Below are 26473 nucleotides of genomic sequence, written 5' to 3'. Positions count from 1 at the left end.
CGGAAACATGTTTGGTGGCAAAAACCGGATCATCACAATCGCAAATCAGAAAGGCGGCGTCGGCAAAACCACGACCGCCATCAATTTGGCGACCGCATTGGCTGCTATTGGCGAACACGTTCTGATCGTTGATCTGGACCCGCAAGGCAACGCCAGCACCGGGCTCGGCATTCAACGCCGCGATCGGAACCTGTCATCCTATGAGCTGATGATGGGATCGCACGGGATCGGCGAGATAGCTCAGCAGACAGCCGTTCCGAATCTCTCGATCATTCCATCGACCATGGACCTTCTCGGCGTCGAGATGGAAATTTCGCAGGAACCGGATCGTGTCTTCCGTTTACGCAAGGCCTTGGTTAGCCCCGCCGCGATGGAATATTCCTACGTGCTCGTCGATTGCCCACCATCGTTCAACTTGCTAACGATGAACGCGATGGCGGCCGCCCATTCGGTGCTTGTCCCTCTGCAGTGCGAGTTCTTCGCGCTCGAGGGTCTGAGCCAGCTGCTGGAGACTGTGGATCAGATTCGCCGAACCGTGAATCCGAGCCTGGATATCCAGGGCATCGTCCTGACCATGTTCGATTCGCGCAACAACCTGGCACAGCAGGTTGTTAGCGATGTGCGGACGCATCTCGGCGACAAGGTCTACCACACCCTGATCCCGCGCAATGTTCGCGTCTCGGAAGCGCCTTCCTATGGCAAGCCGGCCATTCTTTATGATCTGAAGTGCGCTGGCAGTCAGGCCTATCTGCAACTGGCCTCCGAAGTCATTCAACGCGAGCGCCAGCGCAAAGCGGCATAATCATTTCGGTAGCGTAATTTAACTCGGGTGACGATATGAACGACGATAGCTCGAAGAGGCGGCTTGGTCGCGGACTGGCCGCGTTGATCGGCGAGATGGATCAGCCGTTGCAAACAGGGGCAGCTGCCCCTGCCCCGGTCAATCCGGATCGGCGCGTGCCGATCGAGTTCGTATCGCGCAACCCGCGCAACCCGCGTCGTCAGTTCGACGAAGCCGAACTCCAGGATCTCGCCAATTCGATCCGTCAGCATGGTATTGTCCAGCCTGTTGTTGCTCGCACCATCGGCGTCGATCGCTACGAGATCATCGCCGGCGAGCGCCGCTGGCGTGCCGCACAACTGGCCGGGTTCACCGAAATCCCGGTTATCATTCGCGACGTCGACGATCGCACGGCGCTTGAAATCGCTATCGTCGAAAACGTCCAGCGTTCGGATCTCAATCCGCTCGACGAAGCGCTTGGCTACGAGCAGTTGATCGCCGAGCACGGCTATACGCAGAACGATCTCGGCGAGATCATCGGCAAGAGCCGAAGTCATGTCGCCAATAGCCTGCGTCTTTTGAAACTGCCGGAACCTGTTCGGGACATGTTGTCGGAAGGCGCGCTTTCGGCTGGACATGCGCGCGCACTCATTCCGACCTCGGATCCGGCTACCCTCGCCCGGACGATCATTGCCAAGGGGCTCTCGGTGCGTGACGCCGAGCGCATCGCTCAGAACGATATTCGCGCGCAGAACGATCCGAATTACGGCAAGACCGTCCGTCGCGACGAGAAGGATGCCGATACGCTGGCGCTCGAGCGCACGTTGTCGGATAGCCTCGGGCTTGAGGTTACCGTGAACCACAAGGCGTCCGGTGGTCATTTGCGCATCGCCTACAAGACGCTGGATCAACTGGAAGAAATCTGCCGGCTGCTCGAGCGGCGATAAGCCACTCGTGCGTATTTTTGCTTTGGCGTATTGATGGCGCGTCGCTCCAACGAGCGGCGCGCCTAATTATTTGATATGATGAGATCTTTTGGCGTCCAGTTGAATTTCGGACGGCGAGGTCCACCCATCTCCCTCATGCAGCCTGAAGACCTGTTGGCGAAATTCGAACACTAGGCTGCGGCAACGGGACTGGATCGACAGAGGCAGGTCAGCGTCGCGCCGATTGCACCGCGATCGCCATCAGGTTCTGCAGCACCAGGCTTTCCTCCAGGCTTGCACGGCTGCGGCTCTGAAAGATAGTCGTCTGCAGGCGATTGAGCTCGCGGCGGATGGCCGGGCTCGACCAATGCTTCAAGGCTGCCTCGACGATCGGCTTGCGGCGAAAGTGCAGCCCACGCCCCAGCGTGGCGATCACTTGCCCCGCCTGCTGGCGGCTTGCATCCATCTCGGCGCGCATCACATCGAGCTGCTGAAACTGGCGCAGGCACGCCTGCAGCACCAGAAAGGCCGGCGTCTTGGATGTAGTGATCTTCTGCATCGCATGCAGCAATCCATCGAGGTCGCCCTTCAGCACGGCATCGACGGCATCGTCGACGGAGATGGCGCTGGCATCCCCAACGATATCGAGCACGTCTTCTTCGTCCACCGTGGACTTGCCACGGCAGTAGAGCGCAAGCTTGCGCAGCTCGTTTCGTGAGGCCAGGCGGTCGCCACCGAGCGCCTCCAGCAATCGTTGCCGTGCTGCGGTGCTGATGCCCAGCTTCTCGTCGCCGAGTTCCTTGTCGATCAGCGCTTGCAGGCTGCGCGCGTCGTCACTGTAGCAGGCGATACAGGCGACCGAACGCGCGCTCTCGCCGATCTTTCGAAGTGCGGACCCCTTCTTGAGGTCGCCGGCTTCGACGATCACATAGCTTCCGGTCGGTGGCTCGGACGAAAGGATCTGCAACGCATCGACCAGCGGCTTTTCATTGGCTGCGCCACGGACCCAGACGAGCTTTTCTCCACCGAAGAGGCCGATCGAGTTTACTTCATCGAGCAGCCGCCCGGGCGATTGCGTCAGTTCACTGACATCGAGCTTCAACAGGGAAAACGGATCGTCGAGCGGCACGCCGCAACGGGCGGCGATTGCAGTGGCACGCTCGGAGACGAGCCCGCGGTCGGGCCCGTAGAGGATGAAAAGCCGGTAGATTCCGGCTGACTTCTGGAGAAAGGAGTCGAACTCGTGCGACTTGACCTCGCTCATGCCGACACCCGTTAGCGGCTGAGAGCCGCGGCGATGTCGGCCCGGATCAGCTCGGCGAGTTCCTTGGCTGCGCGGTTTTCGCCGTCACGAACGGCGCGCACCTTGGCAAATTCCTGGACCGGGAAGTCAACGAGAGCAACGGCCGTGCGGTTGCCGGACTTGATGGTCTCGCCCGTACCGATCTTCGTCAGATTGTAGTCCGCCTTGACGACGATACGGCCGGCGCCGGCGCGGTCCTTGGCCTGATCGTAGAGCACGCCCATAGACCGGTGGGTGACGGTGAGCGCTAGGTGATACTGCGGATTCACGGGCTCGCCCTGACCACCTGCGGCCAGGAAGATCAGCGCGTTACGCACTTCCTGCTCGACACGGTCGGTGGCTTCGGAAATCTCGATCGCCGCCAGTGCCGTCGAGGTGCCGACCGGGTCGGAATAGAGCGGCCGGACCTGGCAGCCGGCGAGCGCGGTCAACATGAGCGCGCCAGCCAGAACCGGAATCGACCGGATACGGAAACCAGCTCTATCAGACAACGACATTGACGATCCTCTGGGGCACGACGATGATTTTCTTGGGGCTGCTGCCGTTGAGCGCGGACTTGACGGCATCGAGCGCCAGGACGGCGCTTTCGATCGCACTCTGATCCGCATCGCGAGCGATTGTCAAATCGGCGCGCTTCTTGCCATTGATCTGCACCGGCATGGTGATTTCGTTCTCGACGACCAAAGCGGGGTTGAAAGCCGGCCAGCCGCGTTCCGCAATCAGGCCCTCGCCCCCGACCTCGCGCCAGCATTCCTCGGCGAGGTGCGGCATCATCGGTGCGATGAGGTTGATCAGGATCGTCGTCGCATCCTTCACAGCCCCCGCCAGGGCCGCGTCGGCCTTGCCGGCTGCTACCTGGGTCAGCGGTGCGGCAAGCGTGTTCACGAGCTCGTAGATGCGCGCCACGGCCTTGTTGAAGGCGAGCTTGTCGTAGTCGGCCTCGACCGCGCGCAGCGTCTTGTGCGCGGCTTGCGAAACAGCGAGAGCCTCGCCTTCGAGCGCCGGGGCGGCCTCGATTGCCCGCAGCTTCTCGGCCGCTTCGCTGATCAGACGCCACACGCGCTGCACGAAGCGATGCGATCCTTCGACACCGGCTTCCGACCAGATCACGTCACGATCCGGCGGCGAATCGGAGAGAACGAAGAAGCGGGCGGTATCAGCGCCATAGGAAGCGATGATGTCGTCGGGATCGACGACGTTCTTCTTCGACTTCGACATCTTCTCGATCGAGCCGATGGTGATTTCCTCACCGGTTTCGATCAGCGTCGCGCTACGGCGTCCATCGATCTCCTCGATGCGGATCTCGGCCGGCGTCACCCATTCGCGCTGGGCGCCTTCGCCGCGGCTATAGGTTTCATGCACGACCATGCCCTGCGTGAACAGGCCTTTGAACGGCTCGTCGACGGCAACATGGCCGGTGGCCTTCATCGCGCGGGTGAAGAAGCGCGAATAGAGCAGATGCAGGATGGCGTGCTCGATACCGCCGATGTACTGATCGACCGGCAGCCAGTGGTTGGCGACCTTGGGGTCGGTCGGATTGTCTTCCCAGGGTGCGGTGAAGCGCGTGAAATACCAGGACGAATCGACGAAGGTGTCCATCGTGTCGGTCTCGCGACGGGCGTCCTTGCCGCAGTGCGGGCAGGCGACGTGGCGCCACGTGGCGTGACGGTCGAGCGGATTGCCCGGCTTGTCGAAGGTAACGTCCGGCGGCAGCACGACCGGCAGGTCGGCTTTCGGAACTGGTACCACGCCGCAGTCCTCGCAATGGATGACCGGGATCGGGCAGCCCCAGTAGCGCTGGCGCGAGATGCCCCAGTCGCGCAGGCGGAAATTGACCTTGCGCTCGGCACGCGGCGCACGGTCGAGCATTTCCTTCTCGAGCTTCGAAGCAACGGTCTCGAAAGCGTCTTCCGTCGACAGGCCGTCGAGGAAGCGCGAGTTGATCATCACGCCGTCGCCGATATAGGCCTCGTCACCAATGGCGAAGGTCGCGGCATCGCCGTCCCTCGGCATGACGACGGGAACGACCGGCAGGTCATATTTGCGCGCGAAGTCGAGGTCGCGCTGGTCGCCGGAGGGGCAGCCGAAGATGGCGCCCGTGCCATAGTCCATCAGCACGAAATTGGCGACATAAACTGGCAGCTCCCAGCTCGGATCGAGCGGATGCTTGGCACGGATACCGGTGTCGATACCCTTCTTCTCTGCCGTTTCCAGCGCGGCAAGGGAGGTACCGGCGCGGCGGCATTCCTCGCAGAATGCATCGACCTCAGGGTTGCTGGCCGCCACCTGCCTTGCCAGCGGGTGATCGGCGGCGATCGCCAGGAAGGAGGCGCCGAAGAGCGTGTCCGGACGGGTGGTGTAGACGGTGAGCTCGGTTGCGTCGCCGGCGGTGCCTTCGACGATTTCCCAACGCAGCGACAGGCCCTCGGAGCGGCCGATCCAGTTCTTCTGCATCAGGCGCACCTTCTCGGGCCACTGATCCAGCGTATCGAGCGCGTCGAGCAGTTCCTGGCTGAAGTCGGTGATGCGGAAGAACCATTGCGTCAGTTCGCGCTGTTCGACCAGCGCGCCGGAGCGCCAGCCACGGCCGTCGATCACCTGCTCGTTGGCGAGCACGGTGTTGTCGACCGGGTCCCAGTTGACCTTGGACTGCTTGCGGTAGACGAGGCCCTTTTCCAGGAAGTCCAGGAACAGGTACTGCTGGCGCTGGTAATAGGCGGGGTCGCAGGTGGCGAACTCGCGGTTCCAGTCGAGCGACAGGCCCATAACCTTCAGCTGCGCCTTCATCGAGGCGATGTTCTGGTAGGTCCAGCTGGCCGGGTGCACGCCACGCTCCATTGCGGCGTTTTCGGCCGGCATCCCGAAGGCGTCCCAACCCATCGGATGCAGCACGTTGAAGCCGCGGGCGCGTTTGTAGCGCGCTACCACGTCACCCATGGTGTAGTTGCGCACGTGGCCCATGTGGATGCGGCCCGAGGGATAGGGGAACATCTCGAGCACATAGTACTTTTCGCGCGGATCGTCGTTCTCGGTCTGGAAGACCTCGTTCTTATCCCATTCCTGCTGCCAACGGGGCTCGGCATCACGCGGATTGTATCGTTCGCTAGACATGTCTTTTCGATGTTCCGGAAGTTCTGCGGCGCATAGTGGCGCCTCATGATAATTGGGGTGACCTTCACCACGAAACCGCCTGACGGTCAAGTTTTTGAAGGGTTTGCCGCGACACTTTGGCGGATTTGAGCCTGTCCATGGCGGAGCGGCCTTGGCAATCGGCTCAACTTTGCCTAAGCCGCTCGGTCAGTGGTTTGGAAATCCCGTGTCGGAGAGCAGGTCCATGGAAGTTCAAGAACGGTTGCAGGATGTCGTGAGCCGGATTCAGGCAGCGGAGAAGTCTGCCGGTCGCGCCAAGGGTGCCGTCACGCTGGTCGCTGTTTCCAAGACCTTCGACGCCGACGCCATCCGCCCGGTGATTGCCGCCGGGCAGCGGGTCTTCGGCGAGAACCGCGTGCAGGAAGCGCAGGGCAAGTGGCCGGAGCTGAAGGCCGAGACATCCGGTCTCGAACTGCACCTGATCGGCCCGCTGCAGTCGAACAAGGCGGCGGAAGCCGTCGCGCTGTTCGATGTCATCGAGACGGTCGATCGCGAGAAGATCGCCCGCGCGCTTGCGGCCGAAATGCAGAGGCAGGGCCGGGCGCTTAGGCTCTACGTCCAGGTCAACACCGGGCTGGAGCCGCAGAAGGCCGGCATCGCGCCGGAGGAGACCGTTGCCTTCGTGGATCTCTGCCGCAACGAGCTGGGTCTTTCGATCGAGGGACTGATGTGCATTCCGCCGGTGGAAGAAAATCCCGGCCCGCATTTTGCCCTGCTCGCGAAGCTGGCTGCTGCCTGCAAGCTCGAGAAGCTGTCGATGGGCATGTCAGGCGACTTCGAGACGGCCGTCCAGTTCGGCGCCACCGGCGTTCGCGTCGGTTCGGCCATTTTCGGCGCGCGCTGAGGTCCGTTCGTCACATACCGCTTTCGTCGGGGTTCCCCTCGTCTCTCATTAGCCTATCCTTGTGCACGAGGAGGCCGGACATGTCCGGCAATATGCGCAGGGAGGAACGGACATGGCGAGTCGCTATGCCGACGTGTACGCGGGCTGGAAATCGGACCCGCAGAGTTTCTGGTCAAATGCCGCCAATGCGATCGACTGGTTTGAAAGACCGGCACGTGCATTTGATGCGGACGCTGGCATCTATGGGCACTGGTTCGCCGAAGGCATCACCAATACCTGCTACAATTGCCTGGATCGCCATGTGGCCGCGGGCCGTGGCGAGCAAATCGCCTTCATCTATGACAGTCCCGTCACCGGGCGGGTCGAGCGCATCTCCTATGCGTCTCTGCTCGGCGATGTAGCAGCGCTTGCCGCCGTCTACCGGAAACTCGGCGTTGGCAAGGGCGACCGGATCATTATCTATATGCCGATGATCCCGCAGGCGGCGGTTGCTATGCTGGCGGCTGCGCGCATCGGCGCCGTGCATTCCGTGGTTTTCGGCGGTTTTGCCGCCAACGAGCTCGCCGTACGCATCGACGATTGCCAGGCCAAGCTCATTGTGTCCGCAAGCTGCGGCATCGAACCTGGGCGCACCGTGGCCTACAAGCCGCTGCTGGATGCGGCGCTCGACATCGCGACCCACAAGCCGGCCCATTGCCTCGTCTTCCAACGCGAGATGGCGGAAGCCGCCATGACCGAGGGACGCGACCTCGATTTCGCTGCGGCTTTGGCGGCGGCCAAGCAGGCGGGAGAAGAGGTCGGCTGTACTCCGGTCGCCTCGACCGATCCGCTCTATGTGCTCTACACGTCGGGCACGACCGGCCAGCCCAAGGGCGTGGTGCGCGACAATGGCGGCCACATGGTCGCGCTCAAATGGTCGATGGAGAATTTCTTCGGCGTGCAGCCGGGCGAAGTGTTCTGGGCTGCGTCCGATATCGGCTGGGTCGTTGGCCACTCCTATATCGTGTACGGTCCGCTCCTCAACGGCAGCACCTCGATCCTGTTCGAAGGCAAGCCGGTCGGCACGCCGGATCCAGGCACCTATTGGCGCCTCATTGCCGAACACGGCGTCGTGGTGATGTTCACCGCGCCGACGGCGCTGAGAGCGATCCGCAAGGAAGATCCGGAGGCTTCCCACGTTCGCCGATACGACCTGTCGAAATTCCGCGCGTTGTTTCTTGCCGGAGAACGGGCGGATCCCGACACGATCCGATGGGCACAAAACGCGCTCGGCGTGCCCGTCATCGACCATTGGTGGCAGACGGAAACGGGATGGCCCGTGGCGGGAAATCCGATGGGGCTCGGGCTCCTGCCGGTAAAGTACGGTTCTCCGGCGGTTCCGCTGCCGGGATACGACGTCCAGATTCTCGACGATGCCGGACATCCGGTTGGCGCCGGTACGCTCGGCAATGTGGTGGTAAAGCTGCCGCTGCCGCCCGGCTGCCTGCCGACGCTTTGGAATGCTGACCATCGGTTCCGTGCGGCCTATCTCGACGAGTTTCCCGGCTACTACAAGACTGCCGATGCCGGCTACCTCGATGAGGATGGTTACATCTTCATCATGGCGCGGACGGACGACATCATCAACGTGGCTGGCCATCGCCTCTCCACCGGAGCGATGGAGGAGGTCTGCGCCAGCCACCCCGATGTGGCCGAATGCGCCGTGATCGGCATTGCCGACGACCTGAAAGGCCAGGTACCGGCCGGCTTCCTCGTCATCAACTCCAATGTTTCCCGTGAAACGTCGGAGATCGAGCGCGAGGTCATCAGCCTCGTGCGCGAACGCATAGGACCTGTTGCCGCCTTCCGCCTGGCCATCTGCGTCAAGCGGCTGCCCAAGACGCGGTCGGGCAAGATCCTGCGCGCCACGATCCAGAAGATCGCTGACCGCCAGCCCTGGAAGATGCCCGCGACGATCGACGATCCAGTCATCCTCGACGAAATCACCGTTGCGCTGCATGGGCGCGGCATCGGTGTATAACGATTGGTAAGCCGGCTCATGAATCTGCGAGGTGCATTCCGTATTAGGCGTGCACAATGGCCGCGAACCAATCGGCGAAACTGGCTGCCGCCTTCGAGCGTGTGAGTTTGGTGATCAGGAAGTAGCTCTCGTCCTCCAGGGTGGCGACATCGGACAGGATCACCAGGTCACCGTTTTCGATTTCGCGGCGGAAGACTTCGACCGGGCAAAGCGCCACGCCATGGCCGGCAATGACCGCCGTCGCCAGAAGATTGAAATCCTGGAAAACCGGGCCACGCAACGTCTGCGTGGTCTCCTGCCCTGCTCTTGTCAGCCAATCGCGCCAGCGTGACGTCGTTTCGTCGTGCAGCAGATCGGCAGACGCGATTGCCTCTGGTGTCCTCAACGCGCCTTTCCGCTCGAGATAACGGGGGCTCGCAACCGGCCGATTGATGCGGGAGAACAGCCGATCGGAGCGGGTCCCCTCGCTCTTGTCGGCGCCGAGCGTGATGAGGACGTCGCAGCCGGTTTCCCGCAATTGCTGCTCGGCCATCGCGTAGACGACCTTGACGTCCACCTCGGGGTGACGCTGCAGGAATTCGCCGAGTGCCGGGATCAGCCAGCGCGTGGCGATCGAGGGTATGCAGGCAACGCTCAACTGCGCCTTGGCGTTCAGCCGCAGCAACTCCGTTTCCGCGGCGATGCGCTCGAATGACGATGTCAACACGGCGGACAGGTTCTCCGCCTCCGGCGCCAGACTGACCCCACGCTTCTCGCGCATGAAGAGCGGCCGGCCGAACCACGCCTCCAGCAGCCGGATCTGGTGACTGATGGCGGCGTGCGTCACATGCAGTTCGTCACCGGCGCGGGAGAAGCTCGCCAGACGCGCTGCGGCTTCGAAGGCACGCAGCATGCCGAGTGGGGGTAACATCATCTGTAAGTTTTCCTCATCAAATCCTTGAGGAATCGTCGTTTGATTGCCTGTCTATGTCAATCGATACTGGGCTTCCAACCGAGGCGGGAGAGAGCTTTTCCGTTGGCGGATATTAGAAATGTTTACAGATGGAGAGGCCCATGTTCGTCCGCAGCCTGCAGCAGATCGAAGCAACTGATCATTTCGTCGAGTGGGGCAGCGGGACCAGTCATCGGCTGCTCACCGAGAGGGACGGTATGGGTTTCACCGTCTGCCACACGGTGGTGCGCGCCGGAACGGTATCGCTGCTCGAGTACCGCAACCATCTCGAAGCCTGCTATTGCATCGCCGGGCACGGCGAGGTCGAGGACATGCAGGGCAAGGTCTTCCCGATCAACAAGGGCGATATCTACGTGCTCGACCAGCACGACAAGCATTTCTTGCGCGGCGGCAAGGACGAAGACCTGATCCTCGTCAGCATTTTCAATCCGCCCCTTCAGGGGACCGAGCGCCACAACCTCAATGATCCATCCGGTTCGGCCTACTGAGCACGTTGCTGAGCACTGACCAACAAAAAAGCCCGGATCGTCGATCCGGGCTTTTTTCAATGGGCTGGACGGCGATCAGTACTGATCGTCTTCGTCCTCGTCCTTGCGGTCCGACTTCAGCGACTTGAGCTTGGCGAAGACGGCATCGGCGTCGATTTCCTTCTCTTCCTCGCGCTCGTAGCTGAAGCCCAGCTTTTCGGTTTCCTGGGCCGATTCCAGTGTCTGGCCGAGTTCGGCAGCCGTCGGCAGCGGACGGCCCTTGGAAGCGCGTTCGACTTCGAGGTCGAGGTCGATCTGCGAGCAGAGGCCGAGGGTTACCGGATCCATCGGCGTCAGGTTGGCGGAGTTCCAGTGGGTGCGCTCACGGATCTGCTCGATCGTCGACTTGGTCGTACCGACGAGGCGCGAGATCTGCGCGTCCTTGAGTTCCGGATGGTTGCGAACCAGCCACAGAATGGCGTTCGGGCGATCCTGGCGCTTGGAAACCGGGGTGTAGCGCGGGCCCTTGCGCTTGCTATCAGGTACGCGAACCTTCGGCTCGGACAGCTTCAGCTTGTGGTTGGGGTTGCCTTCGGCGCGGGCGATCTCGTCGCGCGAAAGCTGACCGGTCGCAATCGGGTCGAGGCCCTTGATGCCCTGCGCGGATTCACCGTCGGCGATCGCCTTCACTTCGAGCGGGTGCAGCTTGCAGAACTGCGCGATCTGGTCGAAGGACAGCGCGGTATTGTCAACCAGCCAGACGGCGGTCGCCTTGGGCATAAGCAGTTGCTGAGCCATGGATATAGTCCTTTTGTCCGCCGCGCCGGTGTCGCGGGCCGTGGAGTCTACCACTGATTTCCGGGAAATGTGGGCCTCTATACCGTCGTTGTCGCGAAATTGCAATTCTTCAGTTCCAAATGTCCTTTTGTCTAATTGCGGCGGGCATTTGACCTGCTATGAATGTGCGCGAAACGGGGGAGCCCTAGGAGGGGCGAACCGCACTAGGAATGCGTAGGGAGGAAAATATGTCCGCCAAAATCTATCCGGTGTTGAAGTCTGCCAAGAGCCGGACGCTGCTTGATAACGCCACTTACCTGAAGTGGTACGAGGAGAGCGTTTCCGATCCGGCAAAGTTCTGGGGCAAGCACGGCAAACGGATCGATTGGTTCAAGCCCTATACCAAGGTCAAGAACACGTCCTTCAAAGGCAAGGTCTCGATCAAGTGGTATGAAGACGGCCTTACCAACGTCTCCTACAACTGTATCGACCGCCACCTGAAGACGCATGGCGAAAAGACTGCCATCATCTGGGAAGGCGACAATCCCTATATCGACAAGAAGATCACCTACAACCAGCTCTACGAGCAGGTCTGCCGCCTTGCCAACGTCTTGAAGAAGCATGGCGTCAAGAAGGGCGACCGCGTCACCATCTATATGCCGATGATCCCGGAAGCATCCTATGCGATGCTCGCCTGCGCCCGCATCGGCGCCATCCATTCGGTCGTCTTCGGCGGCTTCTCGCCGGACGCACTTGCTGGCCGTATCGTCGACTGTGAGTCCACCTTCGTCATCACCTGCGACGAGGGCGTGCGCGGTGGCAAGCCGGTCCCGCTCAAGGAAAACACCGATACGGCGATCGACATCGCGGCCAAGCAGCATGTCATCGTCAACAAGGTTCTGGTCGTGCGCCGCACCGGCGGCAAGACCGCTTGGGCACCGGGCCGTGACCTCTGGTACCACCAGGAAATCGCGACCGTGAAGCCGCATTGCGAGCCGGCGAAGATGAAGGCGGAAGATCCGCTGTTCATCCTTTACACCTCGGGCTCGACCGGCAAGCCGAAGGGCGTGCTGCATACGACCGGCGGCTACCTCGTTTATGCGTCGATGACGCACGAATATGTCTTCGACTACCGCGATGGCGAGGTCTACTGGTGCACCGCCGACGTCGGCTGGGTCACTGGTCACTCCTATATCGTCTATGGTCCGCTCGCGAATGCGGCGACGACCGTGATGTTCGAAGGTGTGCCGAATTTCCCGGACGCGGGGCGTTTCTGGGAAGTGGTCGACAAGCACAAGGTCAACGTCTTCTACACCGCGCCGACGGCGATCCGCTCGCTGATGGGCGCCGGCGACGACTTCGTCAAGCGCGCCTCGCGCTCGTCGCTTCGCCTGCTCGGTTCGGTCGGCGAGCCGATCAACCCGGAAGCCTGGGAGTGGTATTACAACGTCGTCGGCGAGCAGAAGTCGCCGATCGTCGATACCTGGTGGCAGACCGAGACCGGCGGCATCCTGATCACGCCGCTGCCGGGTGCGACCGATCTCAAGCCCGGTTCGGCCACGCGGCCGTTCTTCGGAGTTCAGCCGCAGCTCGTCGACAACGAAGGCAATGTTCTGGAAGGTGCTGCCGACGGCAACCTCTGCATCACCGACAGCTGGCCGGGCCAGATGCGCACGATCTACGGCGACCATGCGCGTTTCGGTCAGACTTACTTCGCCACCTACAAGGGCAAGTATTTCACCGGTGACGGCTGCCGCCGCGATGAGGACGGCTACTACTGGATCACCGGCCGCGTCGACGATGTCTTGAACGTCTCCGGCCACCGCCTCGGTACGGCCGAAGTGGAATCGGCGCTCGTGTCGCATCATCTCGTCTCGGAAGCGGCCGTCGTCGGTTATCCGCACCCGATCAAGGGCCAGGGCATCTATTGCTATGTTTCGCTGATGGCTGGTGAAATCGGCAACGACGAACTGCGCGCCGCCTTGGTGAAGCATGTCCGTTCGGAAATCGGGCCGATCGCGACGCCGGACAAGATCCAGTTCGCTCCGGGCCTGCCGAAGACCCGCTCGGGCAAGATCATGCGCCGCATCCTGCGCAAGATCGCGGAGGATGACTTCGGTGCGCTCGGCGATACCTCGACGCTCGCCGATCCGGCCGTTGTCGATGATCTGATCGCGAACCGCCAGAACAAGGCCTGACCTTGAAAACCGCCGCGCGTCTCTTGGACGTGCGGCGGTTCTCCTCTCGTCGCCAGGTGGCCGTCAAACCATTTCGTGAGCCGGATTCAGATCGCGGTTGCAGGCGCGGGCGCCCGACCTGAACTTAGAAGTCGATCGCCCGACCCTTGATCTCCCAGTCGCCGTAGCGGGCTGGATCTTCACCTCCGCGCCCGCCGATCTCCTGCGGCAGTTCCTTCTTGATCTCCGCCTGACGCCGCTCTTCCGCTTCCTTCAGCGCCCGCACAGCGGCGGGCGGCAGCGGCTTCTTCGGGCGGTCGGCGGCGTTGTCATTGTCGTTCTGCATCTGAACGGTATCCGGATTCGAGCATCAATATTGAAGAATTGGGTGTTTGCACCCATCATATAGGATGCCGTTCCCCGGACGGGAACCCTGATTCACGTGAAACGTAGACGACCCGGAGCCTCCTGATGAACCTTGTCCGCACCGCCATGCTGCTTGCAGTCATGACCGCCCTGTTCATGGCGGTAGGCTTCGCCATTGGCGGACGGGGCGGCATGATGATCGCCTTCGTCATGGCCGCAGGCATGAACTTCTTCTCCTATTGGAACTCGGACAAGATGGTGCTGCGCATGTACCGCGCGCAGGAGGTCGATGAGCGCAGTGCCCCGGAATATTACGGCATCGTGCGTGACCTCGCTCGCAATGCCGGCCTGCCGATGCCGCGCGTCTATGTGATCGATAGCCCGCAGCCGAACGCGTTTGCCACCGGTCGCAATCCGGAGAATGCCGCGGTCGCCGCGTCGACCGGGCTGCTTCACGCTCTCGACTATGACGAGGTCGCCGGCGTGATGGCGCATGAACTCGCGCACGTGCAGAACCGCGATACGCTGACGATGACGCTGACGGCAACCCTTGCCGGCGCGATCTCGATGCTCGGCAACTTTGCCTTCTTCTTCAGCGGCAACCGTGAAAACAACAATCCGCTCGGCTTCATCGGCACGCTTGTCGCGATGATCGTGGCGCCGATGGCGGCAATGCTGGTGCAGATGGCGATCAGCCGGACGCGCGAATACTCGGCCGACCGTCGCGGCGCCGAGATTTGCGGCAAGCCCCTGGCGCTCGCTTCGGCGCTGCAGAAGATCGCAGGCGCCGCCCATCAGATCCACAATGACGATGCCGAGCGCAACCCGGCAACGGCGCATATGTTCATCATCAATCCGCTCTCCGGCGAGCGCATGGACAACCTGTTCTCGACCCATCCGAACACCGAAAACCGCATCGCGGCCCTGGAGCAGATGGCGCAGGAGATGCCTTCGGTCTCGACGCCGCCGGTTCGTGCTGATAATCCCGTGCGCAAATCGCGCTCTGTGCCCTCTACCGGATGGGGTCGCGGTGGTTCCGAACCGCCCAAAGGTCCCTGGTCCTGATGTCTGCAGAAAACAACAACGATTCACGTCCGAAACGATCGCACCGCAACGGCGGCGCAGCGAAATCGAAGAAGCCCGCTCCGGCGCCGCGTGGTCCGGAGAAGCCGGGGTTGAGGGCTCGTCAGGCCGCCGCGAAGATCTTGGCAGCAGTTATCGACCGCAAGACGTCGCTCGACGGCATGCTCGACAGCGAGCACGGCAACCCGGCCTATCGCGAGCTTAACGACGCCGACCGCGCTCTGGTCCGGGCAATACTCAATTCCGCCCTTCGCCATCTCCCGCGCGTGCAGGCTGCGATCAACTCGCTGCTGCAGACGCCCCTACCGGAGGGTGCGCGGGCGCTGGAGCATGTGCTTGCCGTGGCAGCGGCACAGATCCTCTATCTCGACGTGCCCGATCATTCCGCCGTCGATCTCGCCGTCGAACAGGCGCAGAACGATCCGCGCAACCGCCGCTTCGCCAATCTCGTGAACGCCGTGCTGCGGCGCCTGTCGCGCGAAAAGGAAGCCGTTCTCGAAAGCACGCGCCATATTCCGGCGATGCCGGAATGGTTCTTCGAGCGCCTCATTGCCCACTACGGCGCAGCGGCGGCCGAGAAGATCGCCGAGGCGCAGTTGACGCCGGCGGCAATCGATCTTTCCGTCAAATCCGAGCCTGCGGCTTGGGCCGAGCGGCTTGGTGGCACCGTCCTGCCGACCGGCTCTGTGCGGCTCGGCGCATTCTCCGGGTCCATCCCCTCCTTAGCCGGATTCGATGATGGCGGCTGGTGGGTCCAGGACGCGGCTGCATCGATCCCTGCGCGGCTCTTTGGCGACCTCAAGGGCAAGCGGACCGTCGATCTCTGCGCCGCACCGGGCGGCAAGACGGCCCAACTCATTCTTGCCGGCGCCGAAGTGACGGCGCTGGACCAGTCCGGCAGCCGCTTGCGCCGGCTGAAGGGCAATCTCAAGCGGCTGGGGCTCGAGGCTGAGACCAAGGAAGTCAACATGGCGGACTTCCAGCCGGAAGCCCTGTTCGATGCGGCGCTTCTCGACGCTCCCTGCTCCTCGACCGGCACGACACGACGTCACCCTGATGTGTTGTGGACCAAGGGACCGGAAGACATCGAAAAGCTTGCCGACCTGCAGGAGCGGCTGCTTCGTCATGCGCTGACGGTGGTCAAGCCCGGTGGCACCGTCGTCTTCTCGAATTGCTCCCTCGACCCGCGTGAAGGCGAAGAGGTCGTTGCTCGGGTTATCGGTTCCGGCGAAAGCTACGAGCGCGTTCCGATTTCTGCAGCGGATTGGCCGGGGCTCGAGGATGCGATCACGCAGGTCGGCGAAATGCGGACGACGCCGGCCATGCTGCCGCTCGATGCACCGTTTTCGAGCGGCCTCGATGGTTTCTACGCGGCGGTGATTCGGCGCAAATAACAGCGCAAACTGAGCTTTCAGCAGCTGGAACCGGGCCTCAAGGCCCTGTTTCACTGCATCATTTGACGCTTTCGACCGGGAAGCCTATCAAAGATGGCAGGATTGATAAAAGTTTAATGGTCTTCGCGGCACCATGCGGACGCTGGCGCGAGGTCCTGGCGCGCTCCGATGATGTGAGTGATCGTGCCAGAAATGAGGTAACCGGCGGCGTTGATGTTGTTTTCCGGCAGGCGAAGGCTTTCTTACCTGTATGTGCGTGAAGGCTGGCGCCGCGTGTCGCGTCGCCTGTCGATCGGGCGCGTCTCCACTCTGCGCTTTACCGGCTCCACCCCCAATCGCCTGATCGTTGCGCCGACGGATCTGAGGGCCGTCGATCCCTTTGTCGCGGAAGAAATTCTTGCCGGGCGCTTCCCTCTTGCCGGCCGCGTGCTCGACACGGAGGGCGAGTCGCCGTTCGAGATCGATTTGCCGTCGCGCGAATTTGCGGCCCGACTGCATTCCTTCGGCTGGCTGCGGCACCTGCGGGCGATCCGCGAGGATGCGGGTTTCGTCCGGCTGCGGCAGATCGTCGACGACTGGATCGGCACCCATGGACGCGATCTCGGCGGCATCGCCTGGGATGCGGATATCATGGCGCAGCGCATCATCGCCTGGCTGTCCCATTCGCCGGTGGTGCTGCGCAATGCCGAGCATGGCTTCTACCGCCGTTTCCTGAAAAGCCTGGCGCTGCAGGTGCGCTATCTCAGGCATATCGCCGATACGGTGCGCGACGGCGAGCAGAGGCTTCGGGTGCGGCTTGCGCTTGCCATGGCGTCGGTTTCCATGCCGGCATCGCCCGGCGCCATCCGCAAGGCATCGCGCCATCTCGATCTCGAACTCGACCGCCAGATCCTGCCCGACGGCAGCCACTTCTCGCGTAGTCCGCGCGCGGGCCTTGAGCTGTTGCTGGATCTGCTGCCACTCCGCCAGACCTACGTTAATCTCGGGCATGACGTGCCGTCGCGCCTCATTCCCTGCATCGACCGGATGTACCCGGCCCTGCGCTTCTTCCGGCACCAGGGCGGCGAACTCGCGCTGTTTAATGGTGCTACCTCGGTTCTGGCGCATGAACTGGCGTCGGTGCTGCGCTATGACGAGACGGCCGGCGAACCCTTCCGCTCCCTGCCGCACGCCCACTACGAACGTATGGCCATGGAAAACACCGTTGTCATTATGGACACCGGCCGGCCGCTTTCCGTAGACCTGTCGCGCAGTGCCCATGCCGGCTGCCTGTCCTTCGAAATGTCCTCGGGCAAGACGCGCTTCGTCGTCAATTCCGGCGCCCCGAAGTTTGCCGGGGAGCGATTCCGCCAGATGGCGCGGATGACGGCTGCCCATTCGACCGTGACGGTCAACGACACGTCGTCGTCGCGCTTCTCGCAATCGCGCTTTCTCGGACCGATCATGACGTCGGGCGTCAAGCACGTGGCGGCGGCCCGCAAGGACGAAGCGGGCGGGCTCGAGTCGGTGACCGCAAGCCACGATGGCTATCTTGCCGCCTTCGGCCTGGTCCACGAGCGTGGTATCGGTGTTTTGAACGGCGGTCGCATGGTCCGCGGTCGCGACCGGCTGTCGCGCGCCGACGGCAGCGACCCGGAGGCAAGCGATACCGCGATTGCCGTGGCGCGGTTCCACATTCACCCGGCGGTCGCCATTCGCCAGAACAGCGCCCGCGAGATCTTCCTGACGGCGCCGGATGGCGAGATCTGGCTGTTTGCCTGCCAGGATGGTGATCTTGCCGTCGAGGAGGACATCTTCTTTGCCGATCCTTCGGGTATCCGGGCCTCGCAGCAGCTGACGGTGACCTTTGCGATTGCGCAGCAGCCGGAGATCCAGTGGACGTTTTCACGCGCGAACTGAGCCTTCTGTCTTGACGACGGGCACGCCCAAGAAAGCGCCTCAAGTTTTCCGTTCGCGTTTCAGGAGCGATCGCATTGAAGAATTTGGATCGATCCGATCCAGATTCATCGCGATCTTCAGGCCCGGCGAGGTTCCTTCGCCCGGCAAGCTATGCTAACGGGCAGCCATCTCAACCGCCGGAGCTTCCTCCCGGGGCGTCCGGCGCCGCCAAAGGAGCATGGTTGTGGCTGTCGCCTCCAAGAAAATCCCCGCCCCGAACGAGGTTACGGTCCGCACCGCCCTCCTCTCCGTCTCCGACAAGACGGGCGTCGTCGAGCTCGCGCGCGCCCTTAACGAAAAGGGCATCCGGCTCGTTTCGACGGGCGGGACCCACAAGGCACTCTCCGAGGCTGGCCTGCCGGTGAGCGACGTTTCCGAGCTGACCGGCTTTCCCGAGGTCATGGACGGCCGCGTGAAGACGCTGCATCCGGGCGTTCACGGTGGCCTCTTGGCGATCCGTGACGATGCCGATCACGTTGCGGCCATGTCGACGCACGGCATCACCGCCATCGACCTCGCGATCATCAACCTCTATCCCTTCGAAGAGGTCAGGGCCAAGGGCGGCGACTACCCGACGACGGTCGAAAACATCGATATCGGCGGCCCGGCGATGATCCGCGCCTCGGCCAAGAACCATGCCTATGTGACGATCGTCACCGATCCGGCCGACTATCCGGTGCTGCTCGAAGAGCTTGCTTCCGGCAAGACGACCTATGCCTTCCGCCAGAAGATGGCCGCCAAGGCCTATGCCCGGACTGCCGCCTATGACGCGGCCATTTCCAACTGGTTTGCCGAGGCGCTCGACACCCCGATGCCGCGCCATCGCGTCATCGGCGGCGTCCTGAAGGAAGAAATGCGCTACGGCGAAAACCCGCACCAGAAGGCGGGCTTTTATCTCACCGGAGAGAACCGCCCGGGTGTCGCCACCGCGACGCTGCTGCAGGGCAAGCAGCTCTCTTACAACAACATTAACGACACGGATGCCGCCTTCGAGCTGGTGGCCGAGTTCCTGCCCGAGAAGGCACCGGCGGTCGCGATCATCAAGCATGCCAACCCTTGCGGCGTCGCGACCGCGCCGACGCTTGCCGAAGCCTATCGCCGAGCGCTTGCCTGCGATTCCACCTCGGCTTTCGGCGGCATCATCGCGCTCAACCAGGAGCTCGATGCGGAGACGGCCGAAGAGATCGTCAAGCTCTTCACCGAAGTGATCATCGCGCCTTCGGTCAGCGATGCGGCCAAGGCCGTGATTGCCCGCAAGCCGAACCTGCGTCTGCTTGCGACCGGTGGCCTGCCGGATCCGCGCATTCCGGGTCTTGCCGCAAAGACCGTCTCGGGCGGCCTGCTCGTGCAGACGCGCGACAACGGCATGGTGGAGGATCTCGAACTCAAGGTCGTCACCAAGCGCGCGCCGACGCCCCAGGAACTCGAAGACATGAAGTTCGCCTTCAAGGTGGCCAAGCACGTGAAGTCGAATGCGATCGTTTATGCCAAGGACGGCCAGACGGCCGGCATCGGCGCCGGCCAGATGAGCCGTGTCGATTCCGCCCGCATCGCCGCGATCAAGGCCGAAGAAGCCGCAAAAGCGCTGGGCCTTGCAACGCCGCTCACCAAGGGTTCGGCCGTTGCCTCCGAAGCCTTCCTGCCGTTTGCCGACGGCCTGCTCTCGGCGATCGCCGCGGGTGCTACGGCCGTCATCCAGCCGGGCGGCTCCATGCGTGACGAAGAGGTGATTGCGGCTGCGAACGAGCATGGCGTCGCCATGGTCTTCACTGGCATGCGCCACTTCCGCCACTAAGATCGTCGGGCGGGCGCTGGGCGTCTGTCCGGAATTGGCCGCTAAGGCCCAACAGTCAGAAGCCGTCGCTTCCCCAGGATGCGGCGGCTTTTTTGCGACCGTCATCGGCCGGATAGGGCGTGCGCAGAAGGATCAGCAGGCCGATCACCAGAAAAGCAATCAGCGCCATCATGCCGATCCGTGCCGAGCCGGTGGCAAGCGTGATCGTGGCAACGGATGCGGGGGCGAGGAACGAGGTGGCCCGGCCGGACAGCGCATAGAGGCCGAAGTAGCGACCGGCCTCGTCGAGGCTGACGCTGCGGGCGAGGTAGGAGCGCGACGAGGCCTGAACGGGGCCGAAGGCGACACCGACGAGCAGGCCGTAGAGAATGTAGGCCTTTTCGGCGGCCGTGCCGAACAGGCCGCCGGTATCTTCCATCGACAGCGGCAGCAGCCCGAACAGCGTGAAGCCGGGGCCTGTCGAGACGATGCCGATCGTGGCAATCGTCAGGCAGATCAGGCTGGCGGTGACGATCACCTTGGAGCCAAGGTGCGCATCCAGCCAGCTGGCGCAGAGGCAGCCGCCGATCGCGACGACGTTGAGAATGATGCCGTAGACGCCGAGCTCCAGGGTCTGCCAGGCGAACATCGCGGCCGCGAAGGTGCCGCCGAGTGCCAGCAGACCATTGACGCCGTCCTGGAAGACCATGCGCGCGATCAGGAAGCGCAGGATCCCACGCCTTTCCCGAAGCTCGACGAGCGTGCCCTTGAGCTCCCTGAGGCCAGTGACGGTTGCCTTGCCGAGCGACATTGCCGCCTTGGTGGCATCGGGCGTGAACAGGAACATCGGCAGGATAAAGACGAGGTACCAGACGGCGGAGATCGGGCCGGTGATGCGTGCATCCTCCCCCTTTGCCGGATCCAGGCCGAACAGAGGGTCGATGCCAAGCGCCGTCTTGCCGGTCTCAGGACTTCCGGCAAGCAAGGCCACGACGGCGACCAGCACGATCATGCCGCCGAGATAGCCGAGCCCCCAGGCGATGTTGGAAATGCGCCCCACGTCCTTCTCCGGCACCAGACGGGGCATCATCGAATCGTTGAAGACGATCGAGAACTCGGCCGCGACCGTCGCGAGGATCATGAAGATCGCCGGATAGAGGATCGGCGAGCCGGGGGCTGCGAACCAGAGCATAGCCAGCGATGCGATCTTGATGACGGCGAAGAAGGCGATCCAGGGTTTGCGCGGCCCGGTGGCGTCGGCGATCGAGCCGAGCACCGGCGAAAGAACCGCGATGATGATGCCCGAAACCGTGAGCGTGTAGCCCCACATCGCCTGGCCGACCGCATGGTCCTCCGTCAGCCGCGATACGAAATAGGGGCCGAAGATGAAGGTCGTGATGACGGTGAAGAAGGGCTGCGCGGCCCAGTCGAACAGCATCCAGCCGCCGATGCCCGCACGGGACGTGCGTGGCTGGTCTTCAGTCCCCCCGGCCGAAATCTGCAAAGTCCCCTCCCGAAACGACTGCGCCACGCGTCCCCTCGAACGCGCGGCGCAGCCTATCTTCAATTGAACCGATTCCAAAAGGTCTGGAACCGGACGCGGGCGAAAAAACTGCCCGCATCCTCTTTGGTACCGTTACTTGGCCCTTCCGCGTGCCAGGTCGTTGAGGAGACCTGCAGCGACGGTGATCTTGGCAAGCGTCGTTTCACCCTTCTCGGTCAGAAGGCGCAGCTGGCCAGTCGCCTGGGCGACACGGACGCGCTCGCTTTCTTCCCAGGCCGCAACCGGGCTGCGCTCCTTCTTCTGCTCGCGCAGGGCTGCCGCGGTGATATCCCGGCGTGCCGCCGCAATATCGGATACAGCGCGTGACAGAGCCATGGCCTCGAACTGCTCGGTTGCCGGAACGCGATCGGATGCCGCCAGCAGACGGTTGATGCGAAGCGTGTCGGTGACGGCGAAATAACCTTGCGCCGTGCGGCTCAGCGTCTCGCCGGTTTCTGCGGCAATCTGCATGATCTCGGGCACCAGCGTCATCAGCGCCAGTTCCGAGATTTCCTCGGCGAGCTTGGCGGGAACGCCACCCTCGACGAAGGCTGCCGTCTTCAACCGGGCTTCTTCGGCGCTCTCGCCGGACACTGCAGTGCGCATGGTCGCACGCAGCTTCTGCAGGCCGTCGCCGAGGCGCGATACGGCCTCGGAGACCGAGCCGGTCGCCGCATGGGTGCGCAGCGCCCGCTCGGTGACGAGCGTGAAGATGCGGCCGACTTCCTGGTAGAGGATGTTCTGCAGGCCGCCGCCGATCTTGTTGTCGAGCGCGTCGATCTCATCATAGATCCGCGGCAGGTCGAAGCCGTCGAGCGCCAGCACCGCCGCCTTGACGACGTCGGCCGAGAGGAAGCCGGTGGCGTCCGTCAGGGTCGAGACAAAGGCCGGACCACCGCGGTTGATGACCTCGTTGGCGAGGATCGTCGCGATGATTTCGCGGCGCAGGCGGTGACCGTGGATATCGCCGGCATAGGCCTTGCGCATCTTGCCCGGGAAGTAACGCTCGAGCGTCGCCGTGAAGTACGGATCGTCGGGCAGCTCGCTCGCAATCAGCTCATCGAAGAGAACGAGCTTGGAGTAGGAGAGCAGCACGCCGATCTCCGGGCGGGTCAATGGCTTGCCCGCCTGGTAACGCTCGGTCATGGCCTGGTCGGTCGGCAGCGTCTCGACCTTGCGGTTGAGATGGCCGTCGGCCTCCAGCCGGGTCATGAGCCGGCCGAGCGTCGTGCGGTTGCCGAGCCCTTGCATGGCGGTCAGAGAGATCGCCAGCGACTGCTCGTAGTTGTTGCGCAGCACTAGGTGGCCCACTTCCTCGGTCATCGAGGCGAGCAGCGTGTTGCGCTTCGGACGGGTCAGGCGACCATCGCGCATGGCGGAAGCCAGCGCGATCTTGATGTTGACCTCGACGTCGGAGGAGTTGACGCCCGCCGAATTGTCGATGGCATCCGAGTTGCAGCGGCCGCCATTGAGGCCGAAGCCGATGCGGCCCTTCTGGGTGACGCCGAGGTTGGCGCCCTCGCCGATGACGCGGGCGCGGACCTCTTCGGCTGCCACGCGAATGGCGTCGTTGGCGCGATCGCCAACTTCGGCGTCCGTTTCGTTGCTGCCGCGCACATAGGTGCCGATACCGCCGAACCAGAGCAGGTCGACCTGGCTCTTCAGGATCGCGTTCATGATCTCGAAGGGCGTTGCCTTCTGCTTGTCGAGGCCGATGGCGGCCATCGCCTCAGGCGTCAACGTCACCGACTTCTCGGCACGCGAGATGATCATCGCGCCGTTCGAAAGCGTCTTGCGGTCATAGTCCTGCCAGCTCGAACGCGGCAGGTCGAACATGCGCTTGCGCTCGGCAAAGGACCCATCGATATCCGGATTCGGATCGATGAAGATATCGCGATGATCGAAGGCTGCGATGAGGCGGATCTTCTCGGACAGAAGCATGCCGTTGCCGAAGACGTCGCCCGACATGTCGCCAACGCCAGCAACGGTGAAGGGCGTCGTCTGGATGTCGGTGTCCATCTCACGGAAGTGCCGCTTGACGGTCTCCCAGGCGCCGCGGGCGGTGATGCCCATCTTCTTGTGGTCGTAGCCGGCGGAACCGCCCGATGCGAAGGCGTCGTCGAGCCAGAAGCCCGCTTCCTGTGCAAGGCCGTTGGCCGTGTCGGAGAAGGTCGCGGTGCCCTTGTCGGCAGCAACGACGAAGTAAGGGTCGTCGCCGTCATGGCGCTGCGTGTCGGCCGGCGGTACGACATCCTGGCCGACGATGTTGTCGGTGACCGACAGCAGCGTGCGGATGAAGGTCTTGTAAGCTTCGGTGCCGGCCTTGAAGATTTCGTCGCGGGTGCCGCCCGCCGGAAGCAGCTTCGGATAGAAGCCGCCCTTGGCGCCGACGGGCACGATAACGGCGTTCTTGACCTGCTGCGCCTTCACCAGACCGAGCACTTCCGTGCGGTAGTCCTGGGCGCGGTCCGACCAGCGAAGGCCGCCGCGGGCGACCTTGCCGAAGCGCAGGTGCACGCCTTCGACCTCGGTGCCGTAGACGAAGATTTCGCGGAACGGATGCGGTTCCGGCAGACCGTCGAGCTGCTTCGGGTCCAGCTTGAAGGCGAGTACCGCGCGCGGCTTGCCGTCGGCGTCATGCTGGAAGTAGTTGGTCCGGAGCGTCGCTTCGATCGCGTTGACGTAGCGTCGCAAAATCCGGTCCTCGTCGAGGCTCGGCACGGCCGAGAGCGCGTCCTCGATCGCCGACAGCAGCGCGTTGCACTTCTTGGCGCGCGGCTTTTCCTCGAGTTGCGGATCCATCCGGGTCACGAACAGCTTGAAGATATCGGCGGCAATCGCCGGATACTTGTTCAGCGTGTCGGCGATATAGCCCTGAGAGTAGGTGATGCCGGCCTGTCGCAGATAGCGGGCATAGGCGCGCAGCACCGTCACCTCGCGGGCGTTGAGGCCCGCAAGCAGGATCAGCCGGTTGAAGTTGTCGTCCTCGATCGCGCCGTTCCAGGCGGCCAGGAACGCCTCTTCCAGCGCCGGGCCGGATTTTTCGAGGTTCAGCGCAAGGCCATCACGATGGATCAGCTCCATGTCGTGCAGCACGACCTTGCGCTTCTCTTCGCCGTGGGCATTGACGCCGATGTCGTAGGTCTGTTCGCTGATGACCCGGAAGCCGAGGTTTTCAAGCAAAGGTACGCGGCGCGACAGCGACACGGGTTCGCTGGCGTGGAAGATCTTGAGCTCGGCGGTGTCCGGCCGCGAGACGGCGCGCGGATAGTGGTAGAACTCGATGCGGATCGGATCCGGGCCCTTGCAGGCGGCGATGTCGGCCAGATCGGCATAGGCTTCAGCCGGCGTGAAGAACGACTGGTAGGCATTGTCGACATCGAGCTCGATGCCGTCCTTGCGGGCAAGCAGGTCGAACCGGTCGATCCAGCGGGTGACGATGCCGCGAACGGCTTCTTCGAGCTTGGCCTGCGGAATGCGCGGCGTCTTGCCGGCGGAGCGGCCGATGATGAAGTGGACGCGGGCAAGGCCCCCTTCCGGGAAGGCCGGGTAGTAGGCGGAGACGCGACCGTCATAGACCGTCTTCAAGTAGTCGCCGATCTTTTCGCGCACATCCGAATCGTACTGTTCGCGCGGCACGAAGACGATGACCGAGACGAAGCGGTCGAAATGGTCGATGCGTGGCAGTACTCGGATGCGCGGCCGGTCGCCGAGTTCGTTGATCTGTTCGCAGAAAGCGGCGAGCAGGCCGACATCGATCTGGAAGAGATCGTCGCGCGGATAGGATTCGAGCGTGTTGTCGAGCATCTTCCCGGAATGGCTCTGCGGATCGTAGCCGAAGTGATCGACGATCTTTTCGATCTTGTGGCGCAAAAGCGGGATCTCGGCCGCCTGGCGGGTATAGGCCGAGGAGGTGAAGAGGCCGACGATGCGCAGTTCTCCGGCGACATTGCCGTCGGCGTCGAAGCGCTTGACACCGATATAATCCATATAGGCGCGGCGATGGACGACCGATTTGACGTTGGCCTTGGTGACGATCAGGAAATCCGGGCTTTCGAGGAAGGCGAGAATTTCAGGCGTAGTCAGCACCGCGTCCTTGCCCTGGCGCAGCACGCGCACATCGGGATTGGAGAGCATGCCGAGGCCCCTGCCCTTGCCGCGCTCGACCATCGCCTTTCCGCCCTTACCGGAATAGGTGTATTCGCGCATGCCGAGGAAGGTGAAGTTGTTGTCACGCAACCAGCGGAGGAAGGCAAGCGCCTCGTCGCGGTCGCTCTTCTTGCGCGAGGCGTTATAGGCCTCCAGCTCCTGCATCGCATGATCGAGCAGCGCGGTCATCGCTGGCCAGTCGTGCACAGCCTGGTGCACCTGCTCCAGCACGTCGCGAATGCGGTTGCTGAGCTGTTCGGCCTCGACCGGCGCGAGCTTCGTCAGATGGATCTGGATGTGGCTGACGCGGTGCGACGGATCGCTTTCCTCTTCGGGATCGAAGAGCTTTGCCGGCTTGCCCGGTTCCTTGACCAGGATGGGGTGGATCGCGAGGTGAATGTCACGGTGGGTGCTGGTGATTTCCCCCATGACCGAATCATAGAGGAACGGCATGTTGCGTTCGGTGACCGCGATGATCGACACCTCGGTGCCGCCAGGTGCTACACCGGCGACGGTTTCGACGGAAACCTGCGGCTTGCCGCCATCCCAGCGGGCGAGTTCCTGATAGGCATGGGCGGCCGTCAGCGCCAGCATGTCCGCCGAATAGAGATCGAGGTCATCGTTGCTGGCCCCACCGAAGAGGATCTCCGGCGCCAGCGCCTCGACGCCCAGTTTGATGGCGGCCGCCTTCGCTGCGTCGATGTGTCTGTCCCGCTTCGGATTGTATTTCACGCCCATGAAGTCTCTCCCATTCATGATAGGCCAAACCCTATCAGAACCATGGCTAATGGCGACCGCTTTTTACGCTGATTTCGGCAAAATCGAGCCC

At 62.9% G+C, this 26473-nt stretch carries 18 protein-coding genes; 10 read left to right on the top strand and 8 right to left on the bottom strand.

The window, feature by feature from the left end:
* Window positions 1-7 precede the first annotated feature (7 nt).
* Together AC3WVQ_RS18190 and AC3WVQ_RS18185 are read left to right on the top strand one after the other, a co-directional pair.
* Window positions 8-802, top strand: a complete 795-nt coding sequence (locus AC3WVQ_RS18190; protein ID WP_060521519.1) for a ParA family protein — start codon at window positions 8-10, stop codon at window positions 800-802.
* Between the two features lie 35 nt (window positions 803-837).
* Entirely contained in the window at window positions 838-1728 is an 891-nt protein-coding gene (locus AC3WVQ_RS18185; RefSeq protein WP_034800146.1) for a ParB/RepB/Spo0J family partition protein, read from the top strand.
* A 208-nt stretch (window positions 1729-1936) separates the two neighbouring features.
* Here the strand turns inward: AC3WVQ_RS18185 and holA are convergent, their stop codons facing one another.
* The 3 genes from holA to leuS are packed head-to-tail and all read right to left on the bottom strand — an operon-like array spanning window position 1937 to window position 6121.
* The gene (gene holA / locus AC3WVQ_RS18180) at window positions 1937-2971 is read right to left on the bottom strand and encodes a DNA polymerase III subunit delta (protein WP_034800147.1); all 1035 of its coding nucleotides are present in this window, start codon (window positions 2969-2971) and stop codon (window positions 1937-1939) included.
* An 11-nt stretch (window positions 2972-2982) separates the two neighbouring features.
* Window positions 2983-3507 (bottom strand): LPS assembly lipoprotein LptE, encoded by a 525-nt coding sequence (lptE, locus tag AC3WVQ_RS18175; RefSeq protein WP_034800148.1) that lies wholly within the window; start codon window positions 3505-3507, stop codon window positions 2983-2985.
* Entirely contained in the window at window positions 3494-6121 is a 2628-nt protein-coding gene (gene leuS, locus AC3WVQ_RS18170) for a leucine--tRNA ligase (RefSeq protein WP_492382888.1), read from the bottom strand. Before leuS ends, lptE begins: the two co-directional genes overlap by 14 nt.
* A 223-nt stretch (window positions 6122-6344) precedes the next feature.
* On the opposite strand from leuS, the gene AC3WVQ_RS18165 reads away from it, so the two are divergent.
* Window positions 6345-7004 carry a YggS family pyridoxal phosphate-dependent enzyme gene (locus AC3WVQ_RS18165; protein ID WP_060583727.1) on the top strand — a complete coding sequence of 220 codons (660 nt, stop codon included), beginning with the start codon at window positions 6345-6347 and terminating at the stop codon, window positions 7002-7004.
* A 112-nt stretch (window positions 7005-7116) separates the two neighbouring features.
* Window positions 7117-9024: a propionyl-CoA synthetase gene (locus AC3WVQ_RS18160; RefSeq protein WP_110819703.1), complete on the top strand. Its 1908-nt coding sequence runs from the start codon at window positions 7117-7119 to the stop codon at window positions 9022-9024.
* 43 nt (window positions 9025-9067) lie between these two features.
* Here the strand turns inward: AC3WVQ_RS18160 and AC3WVQ_RS18155 are convergent, their stop codons facing one another.
* Window positions 9068-9934, bottom strand: coding sequence for a LysR substrate-binding domain-containing protein (locus AC3WVQ_RS18155; protein WP_110819722.1), 867 nt, complete (start codon window positions 9932-9934; stop codon window positions 9068-9070).
* A 143-nt stretch (window positions 9935-10077) separates the two neighbouring features.
* Here AC3WVQ_RS18155 and AC3WVQ_RS18150 point away from each other — a divergent pair, with 143 nt between their 5' ends.
* Window positions 10078-10464 carry an ectoine synthase gene (locus tag AC3WVQ_RS18150; RefSeq protein ID WP_110819702.1) on the top strand — a complete coding sequence of 129 codons (387 nt, stop codon included), beginning with the start codon at window positions 10078-10080 and terminating at the stop codon, window positions 10462-10464.
* Between the two features lie 75 nt (window positions 10465-10539).
* Here AC3WVQ_RS18150 and AC3WVQ_RS18145 read toward each other — a convergent pair whose 3' ends face one another.
* A complete protein-coding gene (locus AC3WVQ_RS18145) occupies window positions 10540-11241 on the bottom strand; it encodes a DUF1013 domain-containing protein (protein ID WP_034800153.1) in 702 nt (233 codons plus the stop codon).
* A gap of 227 nt (window positions 11242-11468) precedes the next feature.
* On the opposite strand from AC3WVQ_RS18145, the gene acs reads away from it, so the two are divergent.
* Window positions 11469-13418: an acetate--CoA ligase gene (gene acs / locus AC3WVQ_RS18140; protein ID WP_060583722.1), complete on the top strand. Its 1950-nt coding sequence runs from the start codon at window positions 11469-11471 to the stop codon at window positions 13416-13418.
* A gap of 124 nt (window positions 13419-13542) precedes the next feature.
* Here the strand turns inward: acs and AC3WVQ_RS18135 are convergent, their stop codons facing one another.
* Window positions 13543-13743, bottom strand: a complete 201-nt coding sequence (locus AC3WVQ_RS18135; RefSeq protein WP_034800155.1) for a DUF1674 domain-containing protein — start codon at window positions 13741-13743, stop codon at window positions 13543-13545.
* A gap of 125 nt (window positions 13744-13868) precedes the next feature.
* Between AC3WVQ_RS18135 and htpX the strand changes: the two genes are divergently transcribed.
* The 4 genes from htpX (at window position 13869) to purH (ending at window position 19973) form a co-directional block, all read left to right on the top strand.
* Window positions 13869-14828 (top strand): zinc metalloprotease HtpX, encoded by a 960-nt coding sequence (gene htpX, locus AC3WVQ_RS18130; RefSeq protein WP_110819701.1) that lies wholly within the window; start codon window positions 13869-13871, stop codon window positions 14826-14828.
* Window positions 14828-16240, top strand: coding sequence for an RsmB/NOP family class I SAM-dependent RNA methyltransferase (locus tag AC3WVQ_RS18125; protein ID WP_060521511.1), 1413 nt, complete (start codon window positions 14828-14830; stop codon window positions 16238-16240). The genes htpX and AC3WVQ_RS18125 overlap by 1 nt, the downstream gene beginning before the upstream one ends.
* Window positions 16241-16453: 213 nt before the next feature.
* A complete protein-coding gene (locus AC3WVQ_RS18120) occupies window positions 16454-18139 on the top strand; it encodes a heparinase II/III family protein (protein ID WP_110819700.1) in 1686 nt (561 codons plus the stop codon).
* 223 nt (window positions 18140-18362) lie between these two features.
* Window positions 18363-19973: a bifunctional phosphoribosylaminoimidazolecarboxamide formyltransferase/IMP cyclohydrolase gene (gene purH, locus AC3WVQ_RS18115; protein WP_034800161.1), complete on the top strand. Its 1611-nt coding sequence runs from the start codon at window positions 18363-18365 to the stop codon at window positions 19971-19973.
* Window positions 19974-20028: 55 nt separating this feature from the next.
* Here purH and AC3WVQ_RS18110 read toward each other — a convergent pair whose 3' ends face one another.
* Both AC3WVQ_RS18110 and AC3WVQ_RS18105 read right to left on the bottom strand, forming a co-directional pair.
* Entirely contained in the window at window positions 20029-21456 is a 1428-nt protein-coding gene (locus tag AC3WVQ_RS18110) for an MFS transporter (protein ID WP_090295185.1), read from the bottom strand.
* Window positions 21457-21588: 132 nt separating this feature from the next.
* The gene (locus tag AC3WVQ_RS18105) at window positions 21589-26382 is read right to left on the bottom strand and encodes an NAD-glutamate dehydrogenase (protein ID WP_090295186.1); all 4794 of its coding nucleotides are present in this window, start codon (window positions 26380-26382) and stop codon (window positions 21589-21591) included.
* Window positions 26383-26473 lie beyond the last annotated feature (91 nt).

This window comes from Ensifer sp. EB106-05-01-XG146 (assembly GCF_058791875.1).
Note: the sequence above shows the minus strand (reverse complement) of the source record. Positions and strands in the feature narration are given on the sequence as shown.

Coding starts and splice junctions, on each gene's coding strand:
- AC3WVQ_RS18155 (WP_110819722.1), bottom strand. CDS start 9,934: ATGTTACCCCCACTCGGCATGCTGCGTGCCTTCGAAGCCGCAGCGCGT.
- leuS (WP_492382888.1), bottom strand. CDS start 6,121: ATGTCTAGCGAACGATACAATCCGCGTGATGCCGAGCCCCGTTGGCAG.
- AC3WVQ_RS18165 (WP_060583727.1), top strand. CDS start 6,345: ATGGAAGTTCAAGAACGGTTGCAGGATGTCGTGAGCCGGATTCAGGCA.
- AC3WVQ_RS18185 (WP_034800146.1), top strand. CDS start 838: ATGAACGACGATAGCTCGAAGAGGCGGCTTGGTCGCGGACTGGCCGCG.
- AC3WVQ_RS18135 (WP_034800155.1), bottom strand. CDS start 13,743: ATGCAGAACGACAATGACAACGCCGCCGACCGCCCGAAGAAGCCGCTG.
- acs (WP_060583722.1), top strand. CDS start 11,469: ATGTCCGCCAAAATCTATCCGGTGTTGAAGTCTGCCAAGAGCCGGACG.
- AC3WVQ_RS18120 (WP_110819700.1), top strand. CDS start 16,454: ATGTTGTTTTCCGGCAGGCGAAGGCTTTCTTACCTGTATGTGCGTGAA.
- AC3WVQ_RS18105 (WP_090295186.1), bottom strand. CDS start 26,382: ATGGGCGTGAAATACAATCCGAAGCGGGACAGACACATCGACGCAGCG.
- htpX (WP_110819701.1), top strand. CDS start 13,869: ATGAACCTTGTCCGCACCGCCATGCTGCTTGCAGTCATGACCGCCCTG.
- AC3WVQ_RS18125 (WP_060521511.1), top strand. CDS start 14,828: ATGTCTGCAGAAAACAACAACGATTCACGTCCGAAACGATCGCACCGC.
- AC3WVQ_RS18145 (WP_034800153.1), bottom strand. CDS start 11,241: ATGGCTCAGCAACTGCTTATGCCCAAGGCGACCGCCGTCTGGCTGGTT.
- AC3WVQ_RS18160 (WP_110819703.1), top strand. CDS start 7,117: ATGGCGAGTCGCTATGCCGACGTGTACGCGGGCTGGAAATCGGACCCG.
- AC3WVQ_RS18150 (WP_110819702.1), top strand. CDS start 10,078: ATGTTCGTCCGCAGCCTGCAGCAGATCGAAGCAACTGATCATTTCGTC.
- AC3WVQ_RS18190 (WP_060521519.1), top strand. CDS start 8: ATGTTTGGTGGCAAAAACCGGATCATCACAATCGCAAATCAGAAAGGC.
- lptE (WP_034800148.1), bottom strand. CDS start 3,507: ATGTCGTTGTCTGATAGAGCTGGTTTCCGTATCCGGTCGATTCCGGTT.
- holA (WP_034800147.1), bottom strand. CDS start 2,971: ATGAGCGAGGTCAAGTCGCACGAGTTCGACTCCTTTCTCCAGAAGTCA.